This window comes from Halobacillus litoralis (genome assembly GCF_020171725.1).
Classification (GTDB): Bacteria; Bacillota; Bacilli; order Bacillales; family Halobacillaceae; genus Halobacillus; species Halobacillus litoralis_F.
Genome location: NZ_JAIVAJ010000004.1, coordinates 194,249 through 211,549 on the forward strand (window position 1 = coordinate 194,249; position 17,301 = coordinate 211,549).

Here is a 17,301-nt window from a genome sequence, read left to right on the forward strand (position 1 = left end):
GAATTTGAGACTAAACGTGAAAGGGGATGACGGGATGCCTTGGTATGGTCTAGATGCTGTTTTTCTGTTGAGGTTGATGGTGCTGCTGGCGGGTGTCTTGGTGCTGTGGTTTTCGTTTGCGATTCTGATGAGCAGATGGTTGAATGTGAAGCGGCCGAAGTTCTTTTCATATTACTATGTGAATGAAAAACATAAAAAGGTCGAATGGATGATCAGATTGGCTGCCATCGTAAGCATATTGTCAGGGTTTGCTGTGACCATGACTAGAAATCCATTAGAACTATATTGGTTTTTCCAGCCGTGGACCATTTCATTTGTCTATATTCTCGTTTCTTACATAGGAAGAGCTGTGATGGAATGGAAGTATGCACAAAATACGAATGCTTATAAAGTAACGGTTAGTGAAATCTTGTTTATTTTGATTTTAAGCTTTTCATTATTTCAGACGGATTTTGTGGGATGGATCTAATAGAATGAGAAAGGTCGTGTTGTGATGACGAAGCACAGAATTTATACGATGAGTTTTGCGAGCGTTTACCCTCATTACATTAATAAAGCGGAGAAAAAAGGACGCACGAAGGATGAAGTGGATGAGATCATCCGTTGGTTGACGGGATACAGTCAGGATAAGCTCGAAGATCAGATTGAGAACAAGACGGACTTTGAGACGTTCTTTGCGGAAGCTCCGGAGATGAACCCTTCTCGCAGCCTGATTAAAGGCGTCATCTGTGGTGTCCGTGTGGAAGAGATTGAAGAGCCGATGATGCAGGAAATCCGTTATCTGGACAAACTGATTGATGAACTGGCCAGGGGAAAAGCGATGGAAAAGATATTGCGGAGTTGATCAAACACTGTGTTCATGAAATTTATGAGCACACTTTTTTTTGGATTGAATGATGGTTTCTCACGCTAACAGCTTGAAACAGGAGAACCGTCCCCTCGTTCCACCCTCGTTCCGCTGTGCATGAAACAAGAGAACCGTCCCCACTTGCGCCCACTTGCGCGCTACACCGAAACAAGAGAACCGTCCCCTTCGTTCCAGGAGGAAGTAGTGCTGGCGAGGGGAGCACTACTTTTTTGTTTTGGTCCGGCTTTGCGTGTCACTGTAAGAGAGAGATCATTGAATCAATCCCCATCATAAGACCAAATAGGATGACTAGCGATCCGTATATCTTTTCGCCATTCTTTAAAAAGTCGGTGCCTGTAAATATAATCACGTAGGACGCAAGGAGTAATGGAAACGCAGTACCTATGCTGTAGGGGGTGAAGGATAGGATGAGGGTGACAAATGCGACGATGAAGATGGCGCCATTTATGACTTTCGTGTTATCTCTCCCTTTCTGTTGGGTTCGATACTTATTACTCTATAAAGAAGTTTTTTACAAAAAAACCTTTTCGGATTTAAGAGACTTCTCAAAAGGAAGGAATGAAAAACGAGTCTTGGACTCAATAAAAAGGAGAAGACCAACGTTATAAAAGCGCCGATCTTCTCCTTTTTTTACTTCTTCTCCAATGCAAATCCGATATACTCCAAAGCACTTTCCAAGTTCAACGTCGTCGTTACATCCTTGAACAAGGCAGGCGAGTTCGTCGTCTGAATCGCGACCTCCGGGCGGATGCCTGTAATCAAAGGCGTAATGCCGAGCAGGTTCAGCATGTCGGTCAGTTGAGAGAAGGAATGGATGACGAATTCGTTCACCTTTTTGATCCCCGACAAATCGATCACGATATAGTCGAAGGCAAGCTCCTGGCTTCTCAGTAACACCTTTTCCGTAATGCCCTTCATCCGTTCCTCTGTGATGCTGCCGATGATCGGCAGGATTCCGACTCCGTCTGTGATCGGGACGAGCGGGACGGAAAGGTTCGTGATCTCATTTCGGGCAGCGTCCAGTTCGAGGACGTAAGAAAGGAGCGCGCTCGCGGTTTCAAACAGCTCCACATGCTCCTCGGAAAAGTTCAACGCCTGCGTATCCAGCCCGCAGATCGTTCCGTAGTTTTCTCCGTTTTCATAGTTGATCGGAATGCCGATGAAACTACCGGATCCAAGGCCCTTCGTCACATCGAGTTCCTTCGTCAATTCGCTCTCATTAATGTCCTCAATCATTAGAACACGATGGCCGTGATCGACGCTCAAGCTGCAGAACGTATCCTCGAATGGGAGCTTGTCACCTGTATGTAGTAGTTCGTCTTTTTCATTCAACACTTTCACAATCTCGTTGGTGCAGTTATCATTCTTCGCAATGAAAACCGTGTTCACACCTGCAAATTTCGCAATCATATGTAGTAATGTATCCGCGGCTTCGTCGAAGTTGTCCAGTTTTTTCACTGAAGCTTTACTGTGTTTCATCATTTGGGCATTCATACCATCATCCTTTCCTAGTCCTAACGTTATACCATACCTTTTCTGTAGGACTTTTAAACAAAGAATTTGATTCGAAACTTTATCATCGTTTCCTACGTATAAGGTAAAAAAGGAGGCGTTCTCATTTTGACAAAAATAATAGCTCCCATTGCCCTTCTCCTTCTCGGTCTGAGTGCGATTTTGGTCGGATGCACAGCTGCCAACTCAGCACAGGAGAAGGACGTCGAAACGATTGAAGCCATGTTAACCCAACAGTTCACTGGACCTGATCAGAAGATGATGGAGTTGCTTAATGATCCTGATCATGTGACAGTCATCGGACTTGGAGAAACGAAAAGGCCAGAAGAACCAAATGAACTTGAACAATATTTAGAAGCCACCTACCATCCGTATTTTACAGATCAAGAATATGAGGACTTCATCGGGGCATTTGCTATGGCTCCTCATGTGTTCGGGGAGGCTGATGCCTATCAATTCGAAGTGGAACAAGTGATTGTAAAAGACGTGGAAGCGACAGACGGGGCTTATGATTTTACAGTCGAAATCCGTTATGAGAAGGACGGAACGGAAGAAAACACACAAGTCAGCGGCAGAATCAATGTGAATGAGGAAGGGAAGATCTCGAGGTACAGGCCGATAGATGACGGGCTGATGGAGGTTCTGCAGAGGTGAAAAATAATCGTTTTCGAAAAGAGAGGCTAGACGTTACGAGCCTTTTGCATTTTGCGAATGTACATGATCTGACCGATATGATAAGCGTTATGGGTCGTGGCGTTTGATAATATAGCCCACCATTCGGCGTCGACGGGAAATCCCTGGACCTTTAACTCAAGCTGTTCAGGTGTGAGAAGATCCTGCCATTCCAACAGAACGCGCAACAGAGTATCTTTGAGCTCAGAGAAGGACTTCTCGCTGCCTGTGTGAAAGGTTTCATCATTCGGAATCGAATCGACTGCGCTTACCTGCTGTTTTCTGTACCTGACCTGCCAGGCTTCATTCCAGTAAATCAAGTGTTGGACAATTTCCGCGACACTATGACTCGAATTGTCCGGTTTCCAAAAGGCTTCATTCTCAGACAATCCCTCAACGGATTCTGAAAAGGATATGTACCAACTCCGGTCGTTCGCATTTGCTAAGAATTGATCTGAAATCAAGGTCTTTATATCAGCCATCGCATCCATCTCCATTTCTTATCTTTTCAATAGTATATCACTACCAAAAGAAATACCCCTCTTTCGTTTGGAATATCATTCAAATATAAGATACAATCGAGACATAGAAAAATGGAAATGAATGGAGGGTGGTTATGCCGCAATCGATTCAAGGCAAACTGTCAGGATCCATGCTCGTCATCTTTCTTCTTCAAATCGTCTGGTTCGTCTTCATGATGTCAGTCAACGGATTGGGAGCAATCGTCCAGTTTATCACGGTCAGTTCCATCACGAGCGTCCTCGGATTGATCATCGGAGTCATCAGCCTGAAGAAGGAAAGAGAGAATCGAATGGTTCCGATTCTCACATTGATCATCAGTGTTCTGTTCCTAAGTGCGATGCTGTTCTTTTTGTTCGGTTATTCGTTCGGTGGGTAGCTTGGTACATGGGGACGGTTCTCTTGTTTCAGTGTGAAACAAGAGAACCGTCCCTTCGTTTCATTCAGGAGGTGTGAATATGGTTAGAGAAAGAGGCGTGTTGGAGAGTGATGGTTTTCATACATATTACGAGATTCAGCGTCCCGCCGTACAGGATTCTGTCCCGCTTATCTTACTCGCAGGTGGGCCTGGCCTACCTTACAAAGCGTTAGCCCCGTTATTTGATTTAGCTCATGACCGGGAAGTCGTTGGGTATGATCAGATTGGTAGCGGGAGGTCGACACGGTCAGATCAATTTCCGTCGCTCTATATGAATGATTTTATTAAACAGTTTCATGATGTCATAACAGAGCTTGGCATAGAGGAGTTCCACCTTCTCGGTCACTCCTGGGGGACGATTCTCGGACTGAACATTGCTCTCGAGTACCCCGAACAGACGAAGAGTCTGATTATACACAGTGGCGTGGCTGACTGGCAGGCTTGTCTGAAATCCAGAGCAACCTTTCAGGAGGAGCATCTTCCTGATCGATTAACCAAAATGGTCGATAAAGTGAAGGCGGGTTCTGAGCTGTCAGAGGAGGAGCGCAATAAGTATTTGAAAGAATGGAACAACCTCTTTTACTGCCGAGTAGAGTACCCGGAATACCTCAAGCAAGCCCTGGATGATAAAGATGTCACCACGAATCAGCTGATCTGGGACCCGGAGAAAAATAAGGAGATGACCGACTATTCGATGACGGACAGGTTGAGTGGAATCACCTGCCCTACGCTGATCATCAGTGGAGCGTTCGACGGAATTTCGGTTGGTCAGGCCGCTCTTTTTAAAAAAGGAATCCAGGACAGCCGGCATGTTGAATTCCAGCATTCGGCTCATTATGCTCATGTCGAAGAGGAGGAACGATTCCTGCGGGTGGTCGAGGGTTTCTTGAAGGAAGTGGATGGTTATTAGGGGAGCGACCTTCTGGATTCGGGCGCGACCTTCCGGATTCGGGCGCGACTTTCCGGATTTGGGCGCGACTTTCCGGGTTTGGGCGCGACTTTCCGGGTTTGGGCGCGACCTTCCTGGGTTCGGGCGCGATTTTCCGGATTCGGGCGCGACTTTCTGGGTTCGGGCGCGACTTTTCGGATTCGGGCGCGATTTTCCGGATTGGAGCGCGGTTTTCATAACCCGCCCGCGATTTTGTGGATGAACTTGATGGCAGATTTGTTATGGTAGGAGAGAGGAGGGAGAAGGATGGTAGTAGGTCTGATTGCGTTTGTCTTTGCGGTTTTCCTGACGTTCATGCTTATTTCGATCAATAGTAAACTCCAGGCGCTCATGAAGCACCATGGCATACAAGAAGAGAATTCCCAATGGATCGATACGAAGGAAGCTGAGAAAAAATTAGAGGATTCCAATGAGAAGTAGATACATACATCATGATGGGAGGGGACGGCTCATTTGAAACAGTGAGAACCGTCCCCTCGTTTCCATATACCACAATGAGAAGGGGCGATTTTTCTGATTCAGCTGAACCAGAGAAACCGTTCCTCTTTTTTTGAGCGTTTATGTTGCCTTAGAGTGAACTCGAGGATCTATACTGCTTGTAAATCCATGGCATGGATTGTGTAGCACAGGATGTGCAGTAAGTATTCACTCTAAAAGGAGAGGTTCTTTATGATGTTGAAAGAAACGTATCGTTTGGCAAATGGGGTTGAGATTCCGAAGATTGGTCTTGGAACATGGATGATTGAAAATGATGATGCAGCCCAGGCTGTAGCGGATGCTGTGGAAATCGGTTATCGTCATATCGACACGGCTCAGGCTTATCAAAATGAGGATGGTGTCGGTGAGGGTATTCGCAAGTCGGGCGTTGATCGCGAAGAGCTGTTTATTACGACGAAACTGGCGGCGGAGATAAAGTCCTATGATGAAGCCGTGTCCGCGATCAATCAATCTTTGAAGACGATGGGGCTCGATTATATCGATATGATGATCATTCACAGTCCGCAGCCTTGGAAGGATTTCGCTGGGGAAGACCGTTACTTTGAGGGGAACCGTGAGGCATGGAAGGCGCTTGAGGAAGCGTATGAGGCAGGTAAACTACGCGCTATCGGGCTATCGAACTTCCAGAAAGAAGATGTCGAGAACATTCTTGAAGCGAGCACTGTCAAACCGATGGTGAACCAGATTCTCGCGCATATCAGCAATACACCCTTCGATTTGGTTCAATATACGCAGGATCAGGATATTCTTGTGGAAGCTTATTCTCCTATCGCGCACGGAGAATTGTTGAAGAACGATCAAGTCGTGCAACTGGCAGAGAAGTACGGTGTTTCTGTTCCACAGCTAAGCATCCGCTACGTGCTGCAGCTCGGTATGCTTCCCCTTCCGAAGACTGCCAATCCGAAGCATATGAAAAACAATGCCGATGTTGACTTTACGATTTCGGAAGAGGACATGGACTTTCTCAAGAACATCGAAACCATCAAAGACTATGGAGAGGCAAGCGTGATGCCAGTGTTTGGTGGGAAGCTGGACTAAGCGAGGCTGAAAAACATAGATTATGCAGTGTAAAGGGACCGAGGCATCGGTCTCTTTTTTTAAAATCAAAAAGACAGGTGCAAGGAGGGCACCTGTCTGCTGGGTCATTCGCTGGAATCGATGGTTTTCAGTGGCTTCGCTGGAACTCCTCCGGCAACGACGTTTGATTCTACGTCTTTTGTCACGACTGCTCCGGCAGCAATGACCTCTCCGTCCCCGATGGTCACACCTGGCAGGACTGTTGCATTGGCACCAATCCAGACGTTTGTGCCGATGGTAATGCGAGCGGGATGTAATGTGCTCCGTTTCTCAGGGTTCATGTCATGGTTGAGTGTTGCCAGCACGACATTATGTCCGATGAGTGAGCCATCTCCGATTGTGATGCCTCCTTGGTCTTGGAAACGGCAACCTGAATTGATGAAGACGTTTTTTCCGACTTCAATGTTCTTACCGCAATCCGTTGTGAAAGGAGGAAACAGCATAAAGCTGCTGTCGACGGGCTTGCCGATTAGTTTGGAAAAAAGTTCGCGCAGTTCTTCGGGAGGGTGGTACGACCCGTTTAGTTGTGCGGTGATTTGCAAGGCTTTCTGGGACAGTCTGTGCATCACCTGGTGGGCTTCAGAACCTCCCTCGACCGTTTCGCCTTTTCGCAGGCTCGTCAGAAATTCAGATGTATTCATTCTCTTCGCCTCCTTCATTGTCTGCTTTTTTTATTCTACCCCCTATAGTTCACTCTAAGGCAAGCATCACGACCTTGACTTGGAGTAAACTCTAAGTAGTAAAGTATATCTAATAACATACAGGAAGGGTGATCGCCAGTGACATATCGGATCGGCGAACTTTCAAAGGAAATCGGAGTCAGTGAACATACGCTGAGGTATTATGAAAAAGAGGGATTGGTCGTACCGGAGCGGGGAGAGAACAATATCCGTCGCTATACAGAGCACAACAAATTGTGGGTGGAATTCATTATCCACATGAAAGAAACGGGCATGTCTCTCGAGGATTTGAAGAATTACACACAACTATGGGAGTCAGGAGAGGAAGGGACAGCCGAAATGATTGAAATCCTGACCAACCATAGGGAGAAAGTGAAGAAGCAATTGGACACCTTCCGGAAAAACTTGGAATTGCTCAATAAAAAAATTGATTTTTATCAAAACAGCCTGAAGGAAAATAAGTCCGCGAATTTATACAAGACATTTGTCGATAAGAAAAAGAACGATGAAAAGCTCTAACTTTTCTTCAGCCTGACTGTTTCAAGGCGGGGGCTGCTGCTATTTTTTTCACATGGAAGGTGTGCACGATGATTCCGATGATGATGCAGCTCACGCCGGCAACGGCAATGCCTGATGGGAGCGGGCTGGATAATAGATACGCTTCGCCTGCAATGACGAACAGTACCTGCATCGACTGCGTCGCTTCGACAGCGCCGAGCTTGCCTTGGTTATCCTTCACGCGGTTAGTGGCGATGAAGAACAGGGTCGTCGCGATGACGCCTGAACAGACGGCGACAATCAGGGATTGGACGGTCTGGCTCGCGCTCGGGAGACCGTCATCGATGAAGGCGGCTCCGCTGAGGATAACCCAGAAAGGGAGACTTGCCAGCGTCATGCCGAGAATGCGTTGGAACGTATCGAGCTTCCCGCTGCATACTTCCATCATTTTGCGGTTGCCGAGCGGGTAGGCAAAGGCGGCGATGACGACGGGTCCGACTCCGATGATGATCTCCAGCAGAGTGAGCTCGCCTGCTTTCTGCTGTTGGATCAGCAGGACACCTGTGAGTATAATGAGGGAAATGGCGAGTGATTTCTTCTGGATTTTCTTCCGCGTCGTCACGACACCCCGTCCCGTCTGCTGGTTTTCTTTGAACAAGGGAGGGAGAAGGAGTCCGGCGACAATCGTGAACTGCCACGTGCCGGATACGAGCCAGCCGGGTCCGTAAGCCGCCGCATAGGTCAGCGGTGCATAGAACAGCACGAAGCCGACGAAGCTCCACGCGAGCCATGGAAGCGGATCTTTTTTCAACTCGATGAAGACCTGTCGTACGTTCTTACGGAACCATACGATCAGGATTAAGAAGGGTACCATGAACAGAAACCTCAGCGAAGCGCTCCACATCCAGCTTCCCCCGTCCAGTTCCATCGAACGATTCAACACGAACGTAACCGCAAAAAACATCGACGACAGTACACCTAGCGCAATCTCCTTCATTAAAAAATCCCCTTTTTATATATCATAGTTTATATGTTGTATATTATAATATACCTAAGGAGTCGGAGGATGCAATCTTTTTTTCAGGAGGATGAGTGGAGAAATGAACAATCCGGAAAAGTATTCGAAGCGCGTCGGGGCTACCCTGCGTGCCATTAGAAAAGAGAAAGAACTCTCATTGAATGAGCTGGCCGAGTGGACGGATGTTAGTTCGCTCACGCTTGGCAAAATCGAAAGAGGGGAAGCGAACCCTTCCTTATCGATCATCTGGAAAATCGCCAACGGGCTCTCGATTCCGATTTCGTTTTTATTGGCGGAAAAAGAAGAAGTGGCGATTTCAAGGAAGCACGGGGGACAGAAGGTGCTGAGCGCGGACGAGGCATTGGCCCTTGAACCGATGTTCACGATGCGCGGGCACGGATCGATCGAGACGCACCGGGCTTTTCTCGAACCGAAAAGTGAATACCACGCCGGTGCCCACCAGCCGGGGGTTGTGGAGTACGTGACCGTCATGGAAGGTCGTGTTCAAGTGAAAGTGCAGGATGATGTGTATGAGCTTGGTCTCTATGATTCGATCAAGTTCCAAGCAGACCAGGACCATGCCTACATCAATCCGGCTGAGATGGAAGCGGTGCTTCATTTTGTAATGATTTATACGCAGTCTTGAGAGGGACGGTTCTTTTGTTTTGGAACAGGAGAACCGTCCCTTTGTTCCAGAAACAAGAGAACCGTCCCCTCGTTTCCCTTGTTTCAAAGTCACCCATAGCGGTGGCTTTTTTTGTGGAAAAAAAGTAGTTGCATCCATATGGTTATATAGTGTACTATATAACCATATAACAAACGTAAAGGTGTTGATGGAATGGCTCAACATTTCAAATCGGATAAGCCGATCTTTATCCAGATCAGAGAAAAGGTGGAGGATCAGATTGTCCGCGGCTCGCTGAAGGAAGGGGAGCAGGCTCCCTCGACGACTCAACTCGTCAACTTTTACAAAGTAAATCATGTCACGGTGGCCAAGGGGATGAACCAGTTGGTGGAGGAAGAAATCCTTTATAAGAAAAGGGGAATCGGCATGTTTGTCGCAGAGGGTGCTCAAGAGAAGCTGCTTCAGAAAAGAAAAGAGAACTTTGCCGCGGTCTATTTGAAAAATATGATTCTGGAAGCGGAGAAGCTGAATCTTTCAGAGGAAGAATTGTTCGATTTAATCAAGAAAACAAAGGAGGGGCTGCATGATGGAGAATAAAATTGAAATCCAGAACGTCTCATTGAAATACGGGAAGAAACAATCGCTTGAAAACATCTCGACAGTGCTTGAACCGGGGAAAATGTATGGACTGATCGGCAGGAATGGAGCCGGCAAAACCTCCTTATTATCGCTGATTGCTTCTTATAAAACTCCTACATCCGGCACAATCACCTATGACGGGGAGGAGCTGTTCGAGCACCCTCGTTATAGAAAAAGAGTCCACTTCGGTTACGACCGTGTATATAAAGATGAAGTGATTGAAAAGGCGTCGAAGTATTACAAGGCTGTGAATAAGCACCGTCCTTATTTTGACAAAACGTATGCGGAAGAGCTGATCAAGAAGTTCAACATTGACTTGAACCAATCGCTCAGCAAGTATTCGAGTGGGATGGTGTCGGCCTTTCATGTCATGCTCGGCCTTGCGAACCGTACGCCGGTGACGATTTTTGATGAAGTGTATTTAGGGCTGGATGCGCCTTCGAGGGAAATGTTCTATGAGGAGCTGTTGAAGGAGCATGAGAGAAGCGACCGCACGTTTATCCTGTCCACTCATCTGGTCTCAGAAATGGAGCATTTATTCGATCATGTGCTTCTGATCGATCGCGGGAAGCTGATCGTCGACGAAGACTATGAAACGTTTACGAGCCGCGGCATGAAGGTGATCGGGGATCACGAGGCAGTTGACGCATTCACAGCGGATAAAAAGGTTCTGCATGTCGAAACACTCGGAGGCACAAAGGCTGCCACCATCTACGGGGAATTGTCAGAGAAAGAATGGGCGGCGGCTCAGTCGAAGGACCTTGAACTGGATCCCATCTCTCTCCAACAATTGTTCACGTATCTTACGAAGGAGGAAGCATGATGCGCCAACACTTTGATAAAACCGTTGTACAGGAACTCGTGAAAGAATGGTTGAAATGGTCGACCTGGTTATTCATCTCGATGCTGACAATACGTGCGATCTTTTGGATATTTGATGCCGGAGGTGAAAATACCGGCGTCATCGACCACTTCGCTTACTTCATGAATGACGCAGGTGATATCTTCATGCTCATTGTCGGCATACTGACGGTCTATACTTTTCTCCGTTACTACACAGAGCACGGCCTTACAAGAAGGACCTATTTTATCGGAGGGGTAGTTGCCTCATTGCTGACGACTGCAGGGATTGGAATCATTACCTTCCTTCTTACCTTTGTGGAAAAAGGGGTGCTTTCCATGGTGGGGATGAGTTATCCAACTTACGTGGAACCGCAAAGTGCGGGGTATTGGATTGGCTTTATCCTGATGTTTCTTGTCACCTCTTGGTTCTATTACTTGCTTGGCTGGTTCATCGGCCACGCCTTCTACCGGTACAATTGGTTGGTCGGGATGCTTGCCACCGGCATTTCGCTGATCCTGCTCTTCATCGAGGGCATCGTGACAGGGGAAACGGTCATGGTGTTCGGACTTACGCTTGAGGTGCTTTCGCAATCGGTTATCGTTTCCGTTCTCATTCTGACGTTGATCAGCGTTGTTTTGGCAGGTGTGAACTACAGGTTAGTGAAAGATATTCGCGTGAAAATGAAGTAAAGATTGAAAAGAAAGTGGGAGTGAAATGTTAGAGGTGTTATGGCAAGAAGTGGTGAAGGTGGTTGTAGGTTTTGTCATTGATCATCCGATATGGTCCCTGGTCATATTGCTGGCACTGATCTCACTGATGAACAGCATCTTCAAGTACAACCCACATGATCCTAAGAATAGTAATTAGAAAGAGGAGAGTCATTCTGTCATGACTCTCCTCTTTCTCTTCCTTCAATTAATCGTTGTAACTGGATACTGATGAAAAATAATAAAATGATGATAGTTTTTGGACAAGTTTTTTAAGCAGTTGCCGGTTTTCTTGAAGAAACGGCTTCAATTGGATCCCGTTGCCTAAGGAAAGAAGGCTATGAACCTTGAAAACTCAACATTTATTTAACTTTCAATGGGTTGCGGAAGTTTAGTTACTTACTTCATAGTCACATGAATGCTCTTTACATTCTTCTTTAGGCTCTGGAAAGCCTTCCCCCATTCCAATGCTTCCTACTGTAAAATCATCATTCACTCCGATATTAAATGTAGCTTTTTTATTAACGGTGCCTTCAAGAACAAGTCTACCCATCGGTGCAGAAGGAGAATCTTTAAACTCTACGCTTTCGATATTTTGATAATTATTTATAATGTAACTTTCTACGCTGGCTTTCGCCTTTTCAATTGTTTCTTCGCTATAGTTTTCACTGTTAGAGTTCACACTGCAACCACCTGATAGTATAATAATGGAAATGATCAAGATGAGTCGAGAATACAAAAAATCACCTCATTAGATATTTGGAGTGAAGTTAATGAATAAATTAGAGATACTGAAGCGACTGAGATTTCTGAACGAACTTATTTCGACGATGTAAAGAAGATACATACAGAAATAAAAAATTATGGAAAAGATATATGGCGTTCTATTGATACGATAGAGGATGAAAATACAGGTCTCTTTGGTTATGTATTAAAAAGTGAAAAGAGTGGTCAAGTCGTTATCAGTTTTCGCGGTACAGAAATGCCAAAATCAGTCACAACTAAAGTTGAAACTAAGTATGACGGTTCCCCTTGCCAAGACGCGATGTTAGCGACTGGTGAAGCAAGTATCGAAAATGGAAATCTTGTATATGAGAAAAAAACGATCAGTAAAGCAGAACTTGCTGAATCAAATAAAAATATCAAAGAAGGCATCGTTTTAGGCAATTCCAATTATACCAAAAAAGGTATGGGACACAGCCTATTTAGGAACCCCTTCTCAGGATGCAAGTCTGGCAAGTGGTCGAGCTGAACTACATACTTGGGGACGGTACTCGCGTTTGCTCATTAAAGCACAAACAAACCGACCCCCACGTTACTGCTTTTGAAAAGAGGACAGGTATACTGAAGTTTATATCCTTTTCGAAAAGTACTGAATAAATGAGGAGTGGTGGAATTGAAAAAAGGATGGAAACGCTCGACTCAGGTCATCGTCCCGAATGATCAAACATTATCGGACATGCTGCATTCCTTCTTGCGTGACAGAGGGATTACGGGGGTTGAACCGATCGGTGGAGGACTCAGTAACTCGAATATCAAACTCTCTCTTACGGATGGGGATGATGTCGTATTACGAATCTACAATGCGGGCGGCACTAAAGGTCCTATCGAAAAGCGGATTCTGGAACGTGTCCAAAGCAACCTGCCTGTTCCGGAAGTACTATACCACGATTTTACCTTGTCACAGATAGAGTACCCTTTTCTCGTATTGAATTGGGTGGAGGGTTTTCAACTATCCGAGTTGTTCAACGAAGGGGATCACGATAAATTATCGGATGCCGGACAAGAAGTCGGGAAGTGGCTGGCCGAGATGCATTCCATTCAGTTCTCTGCACCAGGGTTCTTTGATGAAGAGCTGAATGTGAAGGAGTTTTTGACTCTAGGAGCGGATTCTTTCAGGAGTGTATTAGGGGATATCATTGGTGAGGGCTATGTAGAGGAAAACATAGGTTCAGAAATGGTCGAGGAAGTCAGACGATTCGCTGATGAGCGGGCTTATTTGTTGAATCGAATCGGGGAGCAGCGTTCTTTGGTACATAGCGATTTCAACCCCTTGAACATTCTCGTCAAAACCGTGGGTGAAGGGGTGGAAGTGACGGGCATCTTAGATTGGGAGTTTTCGTTCTGTCACTCTCCGTTACATGACATCGGAAACTTGCTTCGCTATGAGGATGTGGAAAACTCCCCATTTCTGCGTCCGTTCATTTCAAGTTACCTTAAACACGGAGGGGAACTCCCGGCGGAATGGCTTCAGCAAGCTAAAATGATGGATATGATCGCGTTATGCGATTTGGTGAGTAAAAAGGGCTGTGAAGAAACACGGTTGCGTGATATTCAGAGCCTTTTTCGAAAAACGTTTCGCGAATGGGAGCTCTATGCGGAGCTTCAAGAGAACATAAGGTAGACAGTGGTTTGTGCATCATATACATGGGGACGATTTTATCGTTTGCTCAGAAAAGCACAAACGATAAAACCGTCCCCATTTCATACACAGCCATTTCCGTGTCATCCCGCGATACAACGATGAACCTCTTGCAGGTAAAGGCATTCGCTACTGGTTGAAGCAGCCTGAAAACAAGAGGAAGATGGTAGATGAATAACGTGTTATCCAACCAGCAGCCCTATAAAAAATGGGCGCTTTTAGCGGTTGTATTGTTTCTTATCGCCATCACATTGACGCTGACATCGTACATTCAGGATAAAAGGTTGGAGCGGGCCGTTCACGAAGAGATCACGGAGCGGAAGGAGACGGATTCGTTTACGGTTTTATTTATTGAAAGTCTTGGCAAAACTGAGGCGGGCCAACGGATTACAGTAGCGTATACGGTGGAAGGAAAAGACACGAAATTTTGGGGATGGTATGACTGGAAGAACGGTGAACTGAAGCATGACTTCACTAGAGAAGTTGAGTGAAGCCTGGTGCGGTTCTCTTCGGACTGTAAAAAAATGAGCACCGCACGTGAAAGACTCTATTCAGGGTCTTTTTTAGTTTTCTCCAATTGTTGAACGATCTTGATTAACAGAGCGATGATCACGGAAAGCAGGAATAGGATCACGATTCCGACTGAAAAGGCAGGACCTTCTCCGATCAGAAGCGTGAGCACGACCCCTACTGCGAAGAAAATGAGAGCGTTCATTGCTATTTTTTCCATATCGTTCCCTCCTCGTCATTGATTCTATCAGGAGAAACGAGGGATGGGAACCTTCTACCAGGGTCTTTTTTTGTTTACGTGAAGATGATTCGATTGATAGACGACGACTTTGTTTCTCCCAGATCGTTTCGCTTCGTACAGCGCTTTATCAGCGTCCTCAATCAACCCCTCCCGTGTGAAGGTCGTGTCCCGGTAACACGCGATGCCGACAGAGACGGTAATTTTAATGGTTGCTCCGTTTGTTAATACAAAAGGGTGCTTCTCGACGTTTTTCCGGATTTTCTCACTGACCAGGATGCCGCGTTCCTTTGAACAGTCTACTAGAATCGCGGTAAATTCCTCGCCACCATTTCGACTGATCACATCAATCGATCGGACGGAATTCTTTAGGATATCGCTCAGCTGCTTCAGAATTTGGTCTCCTTCCCGGTGACCATACGTATCGTTGACGTCTTTGAAGTGGTCGATGTCGATGTAAGCCAAAGACAGCTTTTCGTCTCGATGCTCCGCATCCAGACTGATCAGGTTGAAAATCTGATCGAACTGTCTCACATTATTAAGCCCTGTTAAGCCATCTTTGGAAGCTTCATTTTGATAAGTTCGGAACATTCTCTGGCTTCTTCGTACATATTCGATGATGTAAAAGGACAGGAATCCGGCTGTGTAGGAAATGGTCATATAGGAAATCATCAGCGTGGCAAGCGTAAGCGTGCTTACAGAAAGGAAAGAGATCATCACACAATACGTGATGTTCGAGAAGGTCACGGCTAGAAAGACTTTTTGTTTCTGGGGAAGTCTGAACCGTTTGATCAACAAGGTGAACACCGTCGTGGCGACAATGAAAACAAGAGCTAACATGGATTCAGTATTTATACCAAAGAATAAACGGCCGATGATGGTCAGCGTCATAGCTGCGAAGCCCGGGATGGGTCCCCCATAGTAAGCGACAAGAATGACAGGGATATGCCTAAGATCCACGATGACAGATTCAAAATGCATGCTGTACTGCATCAGGATGTTACTGAGTACACCGGCTAAGGCTCCGGTCAAACATTTTTGTTGAACAGAGGATGAGCTGCGTAAAGGAGTAGAGTACGTTGATATTGTGTATAAAAACAATAAAGAAGTGAGGATGGCTAAGTTTGAAATAAGCTCTTTCACAATCATAAACATTCTCCTTCACATTGAAAGTATAGACGGTATTTTATATTTATAGGTATTATATACCATAATCAGTACACGCGAAATCATTTTATAGTAATTTTTTCTCATGTTTAGAAAAACAACCATTCCTACCACGTCGAAAAAAGGAGAGAAAGAGTGTTTGTTGAATGGGTTATAGAGGGGAGTTGTCATCATGAGTGACCAGGATAAACCGTTCAACGATGGGATGGACCACAAACAAACGATTGAAGGGCATCCAAAGTCGGGAGGAGGAAGCCTTCCTTTTCCAGCAAAGGTGTTTCTGTTGTCGTCGTTCGGGGCTTCGTTTCTACTGATCATCAACGCTCTCTTTTTCAACTAAAATCAGACACATCATTTTTACATAACAAGGAGGCCATTCTATGAAAACAGTACGATGGGGAATTATCGGGTGCGGGGATGTCACAGAAGTGAAAAGCGGGCCCGCCTTTCAACAGGCAGAAAACAGCTCGCTCGTTGCTGTGATGAGAAGGAATGGCGAGAAAGCGAAAGATTACGCAGAGCGGCACGGCGTTCCGAAGTGGTACGACAAGGCGGAGGACTTGATTCACGATGACGAAGTGGACGCCGTTTATATCGCGACTCCGCCTTCGTCGCACAAGGAATACACGCTTCTTGCAGCCGAAGCGGGCAAACCGGTCTATGTCGAGAAACCGATGGCGGACCGCTCAGGAGAATGTGAAGAGATGGTCGAGGCGTGCGAAAAGCACGGCGTTCCGTTGTTTGTCGCCTACTACAGAAGGTCTCTGCCGCGTTTCTTGAAGGTGAAGGAACTGATTGAAGACGGAGAGATCGGAGAAGTTCGGTTCGCTTCGATCCAACAGACGCAGCAGTTGATTGCGAAAGAAGAAGACGGCAGCTGGCCATGGAGGGTGTTACCTGAGAAAAGTGGAGCGGGGCTGTTTTACGACGTCGGCTCACACACCTTGGATTTGTTCGAATACCTGCTTGGACCTCTACAGGACGTGAAAGGATCTGCGCACAATCTGGCAGGTTCTTATCCAGCAGAAGATACCGTCAGCGGAACGTGGAGGTTCGGAAGCGGTGCAGTCGGAACCGGCGTGTGGAATTTTTCTTCTTATAAAAATGAAGACTTGAACCGCATTGTCGGAACAGAAGGCGAAATCGTGTTTTCCTCCTTTGATCAAAAGCCGATCACTCTTTTGACCGAATCCGTTGAAAAAACCTTCAACATCGACCATCCGAAGCACATTCAGCATCCGCACATCCAGTCGATCGTCAATGAATTGACTGGAACCGGGACATGCCCGAGCACAGGCAGGACGGCACTTCGCACAAACTGTGTGATGGATGAAATGCTTGAAGGGTATTACAAGTAGAGAAGATTCGATTCCACCGTTCCAACAGTCAATGGGAGCGGTGGTTTTTTTATCGGGCAGGAAATTCTATGATAAAATAAGG

The 17,301-nt window shown here is 46.2% G+C and carries 24 protein-coding genes and 1 pseudogene; 18 read left to right on the forward strand and 7 right to left on the reverse strand.

Features of this window, described 5'->3' with window-relative positions:
* Positions 1–34: 34 nt before the first annotated feature.
* Both LCM20_RS09630 and LCM20_RS09635 read left to right on the forward strand, forming a co-directional pair.
* The gene (locus LCM20_RS09630) at positions 35–469 is read left to right on the forward strand and encodes a DUF4181 domain-containing protein (RefSeq protein ID WP_225195242.1); all 435 of its coding nucleotides are present in this window, start codon (positions 35–37) and stop codon (positions 467–469) included.
* Positions 470–493: 24 nt separating this feature from the next.
* Entirely contained in the window at positions 494–844 is a 351-nt protein-coding gene (locus tag LCM20_RS09635; protein ID WP_225195243.1) for a DUF2200 domain-containing protein, read from the forward strand.
* 654 nt (positions 845–1,498) lie between these two features.
* Here the strand turns inward: LCM20_RS09635 and LCM20_RS09640 are convergent.
* Entirely contained in the window at positions 1,499–2,347 is an 849-nt protein-coding gene (locus tag LCM20_RS09640; protein ID WP_225195244.1) for an STAS domain-containing protein, read from the reverse strand.
* A gap of 141 nt (positions 2,348–2,488) precedes the next feature.
* On the opposite strand from LCM20_RS09640, the gene LCM20_RS09645 reads away from it, so the two are divergent.
* Positions 2,489–3,034, forward strand: a complete 546-nt coding sequence (locus tag LCM20_RS09645; protein ID WP_225195245.1) for a hypothetical protein — start codon at positions 2,489–2,491, stop codon at positions 3,032–3,034.
* Between the two features lie 26 nt (positions 3,035–3,060).
* Here the strand turns inward: LCM20_RS09645 and LCM20_RS09650 are convergent, their stop codons facing one another.
* Positions 3,061–3,534: a DinB family protein gene (locus LCM20_RS09650; RefSeq protein WP_225195246.1), complete on the reverse strand. Its 474-nt coding sequence runs from the start codon at positions 3,532–3,534 to the stop codon at positions 3,061–3,063.
* Positions 3,535–3,668: 134 nt separating this feature from the next.
* Between LCM20_RS09650 and LCM20_RS09655 the strand changes: the two genes are divergently transcribed.
* From LCM20_RS09655 to LCM20_RS09670, 4 genes are all read left to right on the forward strand, one after another.
* On the forward strand, positions 3,669–3,950 hold the full coding sequence (locus LCM20_RS09655; protein WP_225195247.1) for a hypothetical protein: 282 nt from the start codon (positions 3,669–3,671) through the stop codon (positions 3,948–3,950).
* A gap of 79 nt (positions 3,951–4,029) precedes the next feature.
* A complete protein-coding gene (locus LCM20_RS09660) occupies positions 4,030–4,899 on the forward strand; it encodes an alpha/beta fold hydrolase (RefSeq protein ID WP_225195248.1) in 870 nt (289 codons plus the stop codon).
* Between the two features lie 285 nt (positions 4,900–5,184).
* Positions 5,185–5,358 (forward strand): hypothetical protein, encoded by a 174-nt coding sequence (locus LCM20_RS09665; protein WP_225195249.1) that lies wholly within the window; start codon positions 5,185–5,187, stop codon positions 5,356–5,358.
* A gap of 249 nt (positions 5,359–5,607) precedes the next feature.
* Positions 5,608–6,474 (forward strand): aldo/keto reductase, encoded by an 867-nt coding sequence (locus LCM20_RS09670; RefSeq protein WP_225195250.1) that lies wholly within the window; start codon positions 5,608–5,610, stop codon positions 6,472–6,474.
* Between the two features lie 104 nt (positions 6,475–6,578).
* Here LCM20_RS09670 and LCM20_RS09675 read toward each other — a convergent pair whose 3' ends face one another.
* Complete coding sequence (locus LCM20_RS09675) at positions 6,579–7,154, reverse strand: sugar O-acetyltransferase (RefSeq protein WP_225195251.1); 576 nt, start codon at positions 7,152–7,154, stop codon at positions 6,579–6,581.
* 138 nt (positions 7,155–7,292) lie between these two features.
* Here LCM20_RS09675 and LCM20_RS09680 point away from each other — a divergent pair, with 138 nt between their 5' ends.
* Positions 7,293–7,712 carry a MerR family transcriptional regulator gene (locus tag LCM20_RS09680; protein ID WP_225195252.1) on the forward strand — a complete coding sequence of 140 codons (420 nt, stop codon included), beginning with the start codon at positions 7,293–7,295 and terminating at the stop codon, positions 7,710–7,712.
* Positions 7,713–7,719: 7 nt separating this feature from the next.
* Here the strand turns inward: LCM20_RS09680 and LCM20_RS09685 are convergent, their stop codons facing one another.
* Positions 7,720–8,688: a multidrug resistance efflux transporter family protein gene (locus LCM20_RS09685; protein WP_225195253.1), complete on the reverse strand. Its 969-nt coding sequence runs from the start codon at positions 8,686–8,688 to the stop codon at positions 7,720–7,722.
* A 91-nt stretch (positions 8,689–8,779) separates the two neighbouring features.
* Between LCM20_RS09685 and LCM20_RS09690 the strand changes: the two genes are divergently transcribed.
* From LCM20_RS09690 to LCM20_RS09705, 4 genes are all read left to right on the forward strand, one after another.
* Positions 8,780–9,355: a helix-turn-helix domain-containing protein gene (locus LCM20_RS09690; protein WP_225195254.1), complete on the forward strand. Its 576-nt coding sequence runs from the start codon at positions 8,780–8,782 to the stop codon at positions 9,353–9,355.
* A 192-nt stretch (positions 9,356–9,547) separates the two neighbouring features.
* The gene (locus LCM20_RS09695; RefSeq protein ID WP_225195255.1) at positions 9,548–9,931 is read left to right on the forward strand and encodes a GntR family transcriptional regulator; all 384 of its coding nucleotides are present in this window, start codon (positions 9,548–9,550) and stop codon (positions 9,929–9,931) included.
* A complete protein-coding gene (locus LCM20_RS09700; RefSeq protein WP_225195256.1) occupies positions 9,921–10,796 on the forward strand; it encodes an ATP-binding cassette domain-containing protein in 876 nt (291 codons plus the stop codon). Before LCM20_RS09695 ends, LCM20_RS09700 begins: the two co-directional genes overlap by 11 nt.
* Complete coding sequence (locus LCM20_RS09705) at positions 10,796–11,506, forward strand: hypothetical protein (RefSeq protein ID WP_225195257.1); 711 nt, start codon at positions 10,796–10,798, stop codon at positions 11,504–11,506. Before LCM20_RS09700 ends, LCM20_RS09705 begins: the two co-directional genes overlap by 1 nt.
* A gap of 409 nt (positions 11,507–11,915) precedes the next feature.
* On the opposite strand, the gene LCM20_RS09710 is transcribed toward LCM20_RS09705, so the two are convergent.
* A complete protein-coding gene (locus LCM20_RS09710; protein WP_225195258.1) occupies positions 11,916–12,206 on the reverse strand; it encodes a hypothetical protein in 291 nt (96 codons plus the stop codon).
* A 300-nt stretch (positions 12,207–12,506) separates the two neighbouring features.
* On the opposite strand from LCM20_RS09710, the gene LCM20_RS09715 reads away from it, so the two are divergent.
* The 4 genes and pseudogenes from LCM20_RS09715 (at position 12,507) to LCM20_RS09730 (ending at position 14,437) form a co-directional block, all read left to right on the forward strand.
* Positions 12,507–12,776 carry a hypothetical protein gene (locus LCM20_RS09715; RefSeq protein WP_225195259.1) on the forward strand — a complete coding sequence of 90 codons (270 nt, stop codon included), beginning with the start codon at positions 12,507–12,509 and terminating at the stop codon, positions 12,774–12,776.
* 144 nt (positions 12,777–12,920) lie between these two features.
* Positions 12,921–13,928, forward strand: coding sequence for a phosphotransferase family protein (locus LCM20_RS09720; RefSeq protein ID WP_225195260.1), 1,008 nt, complete (start codon positions 12,921–12,923; stop codon positions 13,926–13,928).
* Positions 13,929–14,013: 85 nt separating this feature from the next.
* Positions 14,014–14,124: pseudogene (locus LCM20_RS09725) on the forward strand (HIT family protein); the annotation flags it as partial.
* Positions 14,117–14,437: a hypothetical protein gene (locus tag LCM20_RS09730; protein WP_225195261.1), complete on the forward strand. Its 321-nt coding sequence runs from the start codon at positions 14,117–14,119 to the stop codon at positions 14,435–14,437. The pseudogene LCM20_RS09725 and the gene LCM20_RS09730, both read left to right, overlap by 8 nt.
* Positions 14,438–14,493: 56 nt before the next feature.
* Here LCM20_RS09730 and LCM20_RS09735 read toward each other — a convergent pair whose 3' ends face one another.
* Together LCM20_RS09735 and LCM20_RS09740 are read right to left on the reverse strand one after the other, a co-directional pair.
* Complete coding sequence (locus LCM20_RS09735; protein ID WP_225195262.1) at positions 14,494–14,676, reverse strand: hypothetical protein; 183 nt, start codon at positions 14,674–14,676, stop codon at positions 14,494–14,496.
* A 54-nt stretch (positions 14,677–14,730) separates the two neighbouring features.
* Positions 14,731–15,843: a GGDEF domain-containing protein gene (locus LCM20_RS09740; protein ID WP_225195263.1), complete on the reverse strand. Its 1,113-nt coding sequence runs from the start codon at positions 15,841–15,843 to the stop codon at positions 14,731–14,733.
* A gap of 190 nt (positions 15,844–16,033) precedes the next feature.
* Between LCM20_RS09740 and LCM20_RS09745 the strand changes: the two genes are divergently transcribed.
* Both LCM20_RS09745 and LCM20_RS09750 read left to right on the forward strand, forming a co-directional pair.
* On the forward strand, positions 16,034–16,201 hold the full coding sequence (locus LCM20_RS09745; RefSeq protein WP_225195264.1) for a hypothetical protein: 168 nt from the start codon (positions 16,034–16,036) through the stop codon (positions 16,199–16,201).
* A gap of 40 nt (positions 16,202–16,241) precedes the next feature.
* Positions 16,242–17,219: a Gfo/Idh/MocA family protein gene (locus tag LCM20_RS09750; protein ID WP_225195265.1), complete on the forward strand. Its 978-nt coding sequence runs from the start codon at positions 16,242–16,244 to the stop codon at positions 17,217–17,219.
* Positions 17,220–17,301: the final 82 nt, after the last annotated feature.

What these genes read in the sequence shown, in the direction of transcription:
- LCM20_RS09740 (WP_225195263.1), bottom strand. Translation starts at nt 15,843, where the DNA reads ATGATTGTGAAAGAGCTTATTTCAAACTTAGCCATCCTCACTTCTTTA.
- LCM20_RS09700 (WP_225195256.1), top strand. Translation starts at nt 9,921, where the DNA reads ATGGAGAATAAAATTGAAATCCAGAACGTCTCATTGAAATACGGGAAG.
- LCM20_RS09665 (WP_225195249.1), top strand. Translation starts at nt 5,185, where the DNA reads ATGGTAGTAGGTCTGATTGCGTTTGTCTTTGCGGTTTTCCTGACGTTC.
- LCM20_RS09630 (WP_225195242.1), top strand. Translation starts at nt 35, where the DNA reads ATGCCTTGGTATGGTCTAGATGCTGTTTTTCTGTTGAGGTTGATGGTG.
- LCM20_RS09735 (WP_225195262.1), bottom strand. Translation starts at nt 14,676, where the DNA reads ATGGAAAAAATAGCAATGAACGCTCTCATTTTCTTCGCAGTAGGGGTC.
- LCM20_RS09670 (WP_225195250.1), top strand. Translation starts at nt 5,608, where the DNA reads ATGATGTTGAAAGAAACGTATCGTTTGGCAAATGGGGTTGAGATTCCG.
- LCM20_RS09685 (WP_225195253.1), bottom strand. Translation starts at nt 8,688, where the DNA reads ATGAAGGAGATTGCGCTAGGTGTACTGTCGTCGATGTTTTTTGCGGTT.
- LCM20_RS09690 (WP_225195254.1), top strand. Translation starts at nt 8,780, where the DNA reads ATGAGTGGAGAAATGAACAATCCGGAAAAGTATTCGAAGCGCGTCGGG.
- LCM20_RS09745 (WP_225195264.1), top strand. Translation starts at nt 16,034, where the DNA reads ATGAGTGACCAGGATAAACCGTTCAACGATGGGATGGACCACAAACAA.
- LCM20_RS09650 (WP_225195246.1), bottom strand. Translation starts at nt 3,534, where the DNA reads ATGGCTGATATAAAGACCTTGATTTCAGATCAATTCTTAGCAAATGCG.
- LCM20_RS09715 (WP_225195259.1), top strand. Translation starts at nt 12,507, where the DNA reads ATGCCAAAATCAGTCACAACTAAAGTTGAAACTAAGTATGACGGTTCC.
- LCM20_RS09640 (WP_225195244.1), bottom strand. Translation starts at nt 2,347, where the DNA reads ATGAAACACAGTAAAGCTTCAGTGAAAAAACTGGACAACTTCGACGAA.
- LCM20_RS09705 (WP_225195257.1), top strand. Translation starts at nt 10,796, where the DNA reads ATGCGCCAACACTTTGATAAAACCGTTGTACAGGAACTCGTGAAAGAA.
- LCM20_RS09655 (WP_225195247.1), top strand. Translation starts at nt 3,669, where the DNA reads ATGCCGCAATCGATTCAAGGCAAACTGTCAGGATCCATGCTCGTCATC.
- LCM20_RS09675 (WP_225195251.1), bottom strand. Translation starts at nt 7,154, where the DNA reads ATGAATACATCTGAATTTCTGACGAGCCTGCGAAAAGGCGAAACGGTC.
- LCM20_RS09635 (WP_225195243.1), top strand. Translation starts at nt 494, where the DNA reads ATGACGAAGCACAGAATTTATACGATGAGTTTTGCGAGCGTTTACCCT.
- LCM20_RS09695 (WP_225195255.1), top strand. Translation starts at nt 9,548, where the DNA reads ATGGCTCAACATTTCAAATCGGATAAGCCGATCTTTATCCAGATCAGA.
- LCM20_RS09750 (WP_225195265.1), top strand. Translation starts at nt 16,242, where the DNA reads ATGAAAACAGTACGATGGGGAATTATCGGGTGCGGGGATGTCACAGAA.
- LCM20_RS09660 (WP_225195248.1), top strand. Translation starts at nt 4,030, where the DNA reads ATGGTTAGAGAAAGAGGCGTGTTGGAGAGTGATGGTTTTCATACATAT.
- LCM20_RS09730 (WP_225195261.1), top strand. Translation starts at nt 14,117, where the DNA reads ATGAATAACGTGTTATCCAACCAGCAGCCCTATAAAAAATGGGCGCTT.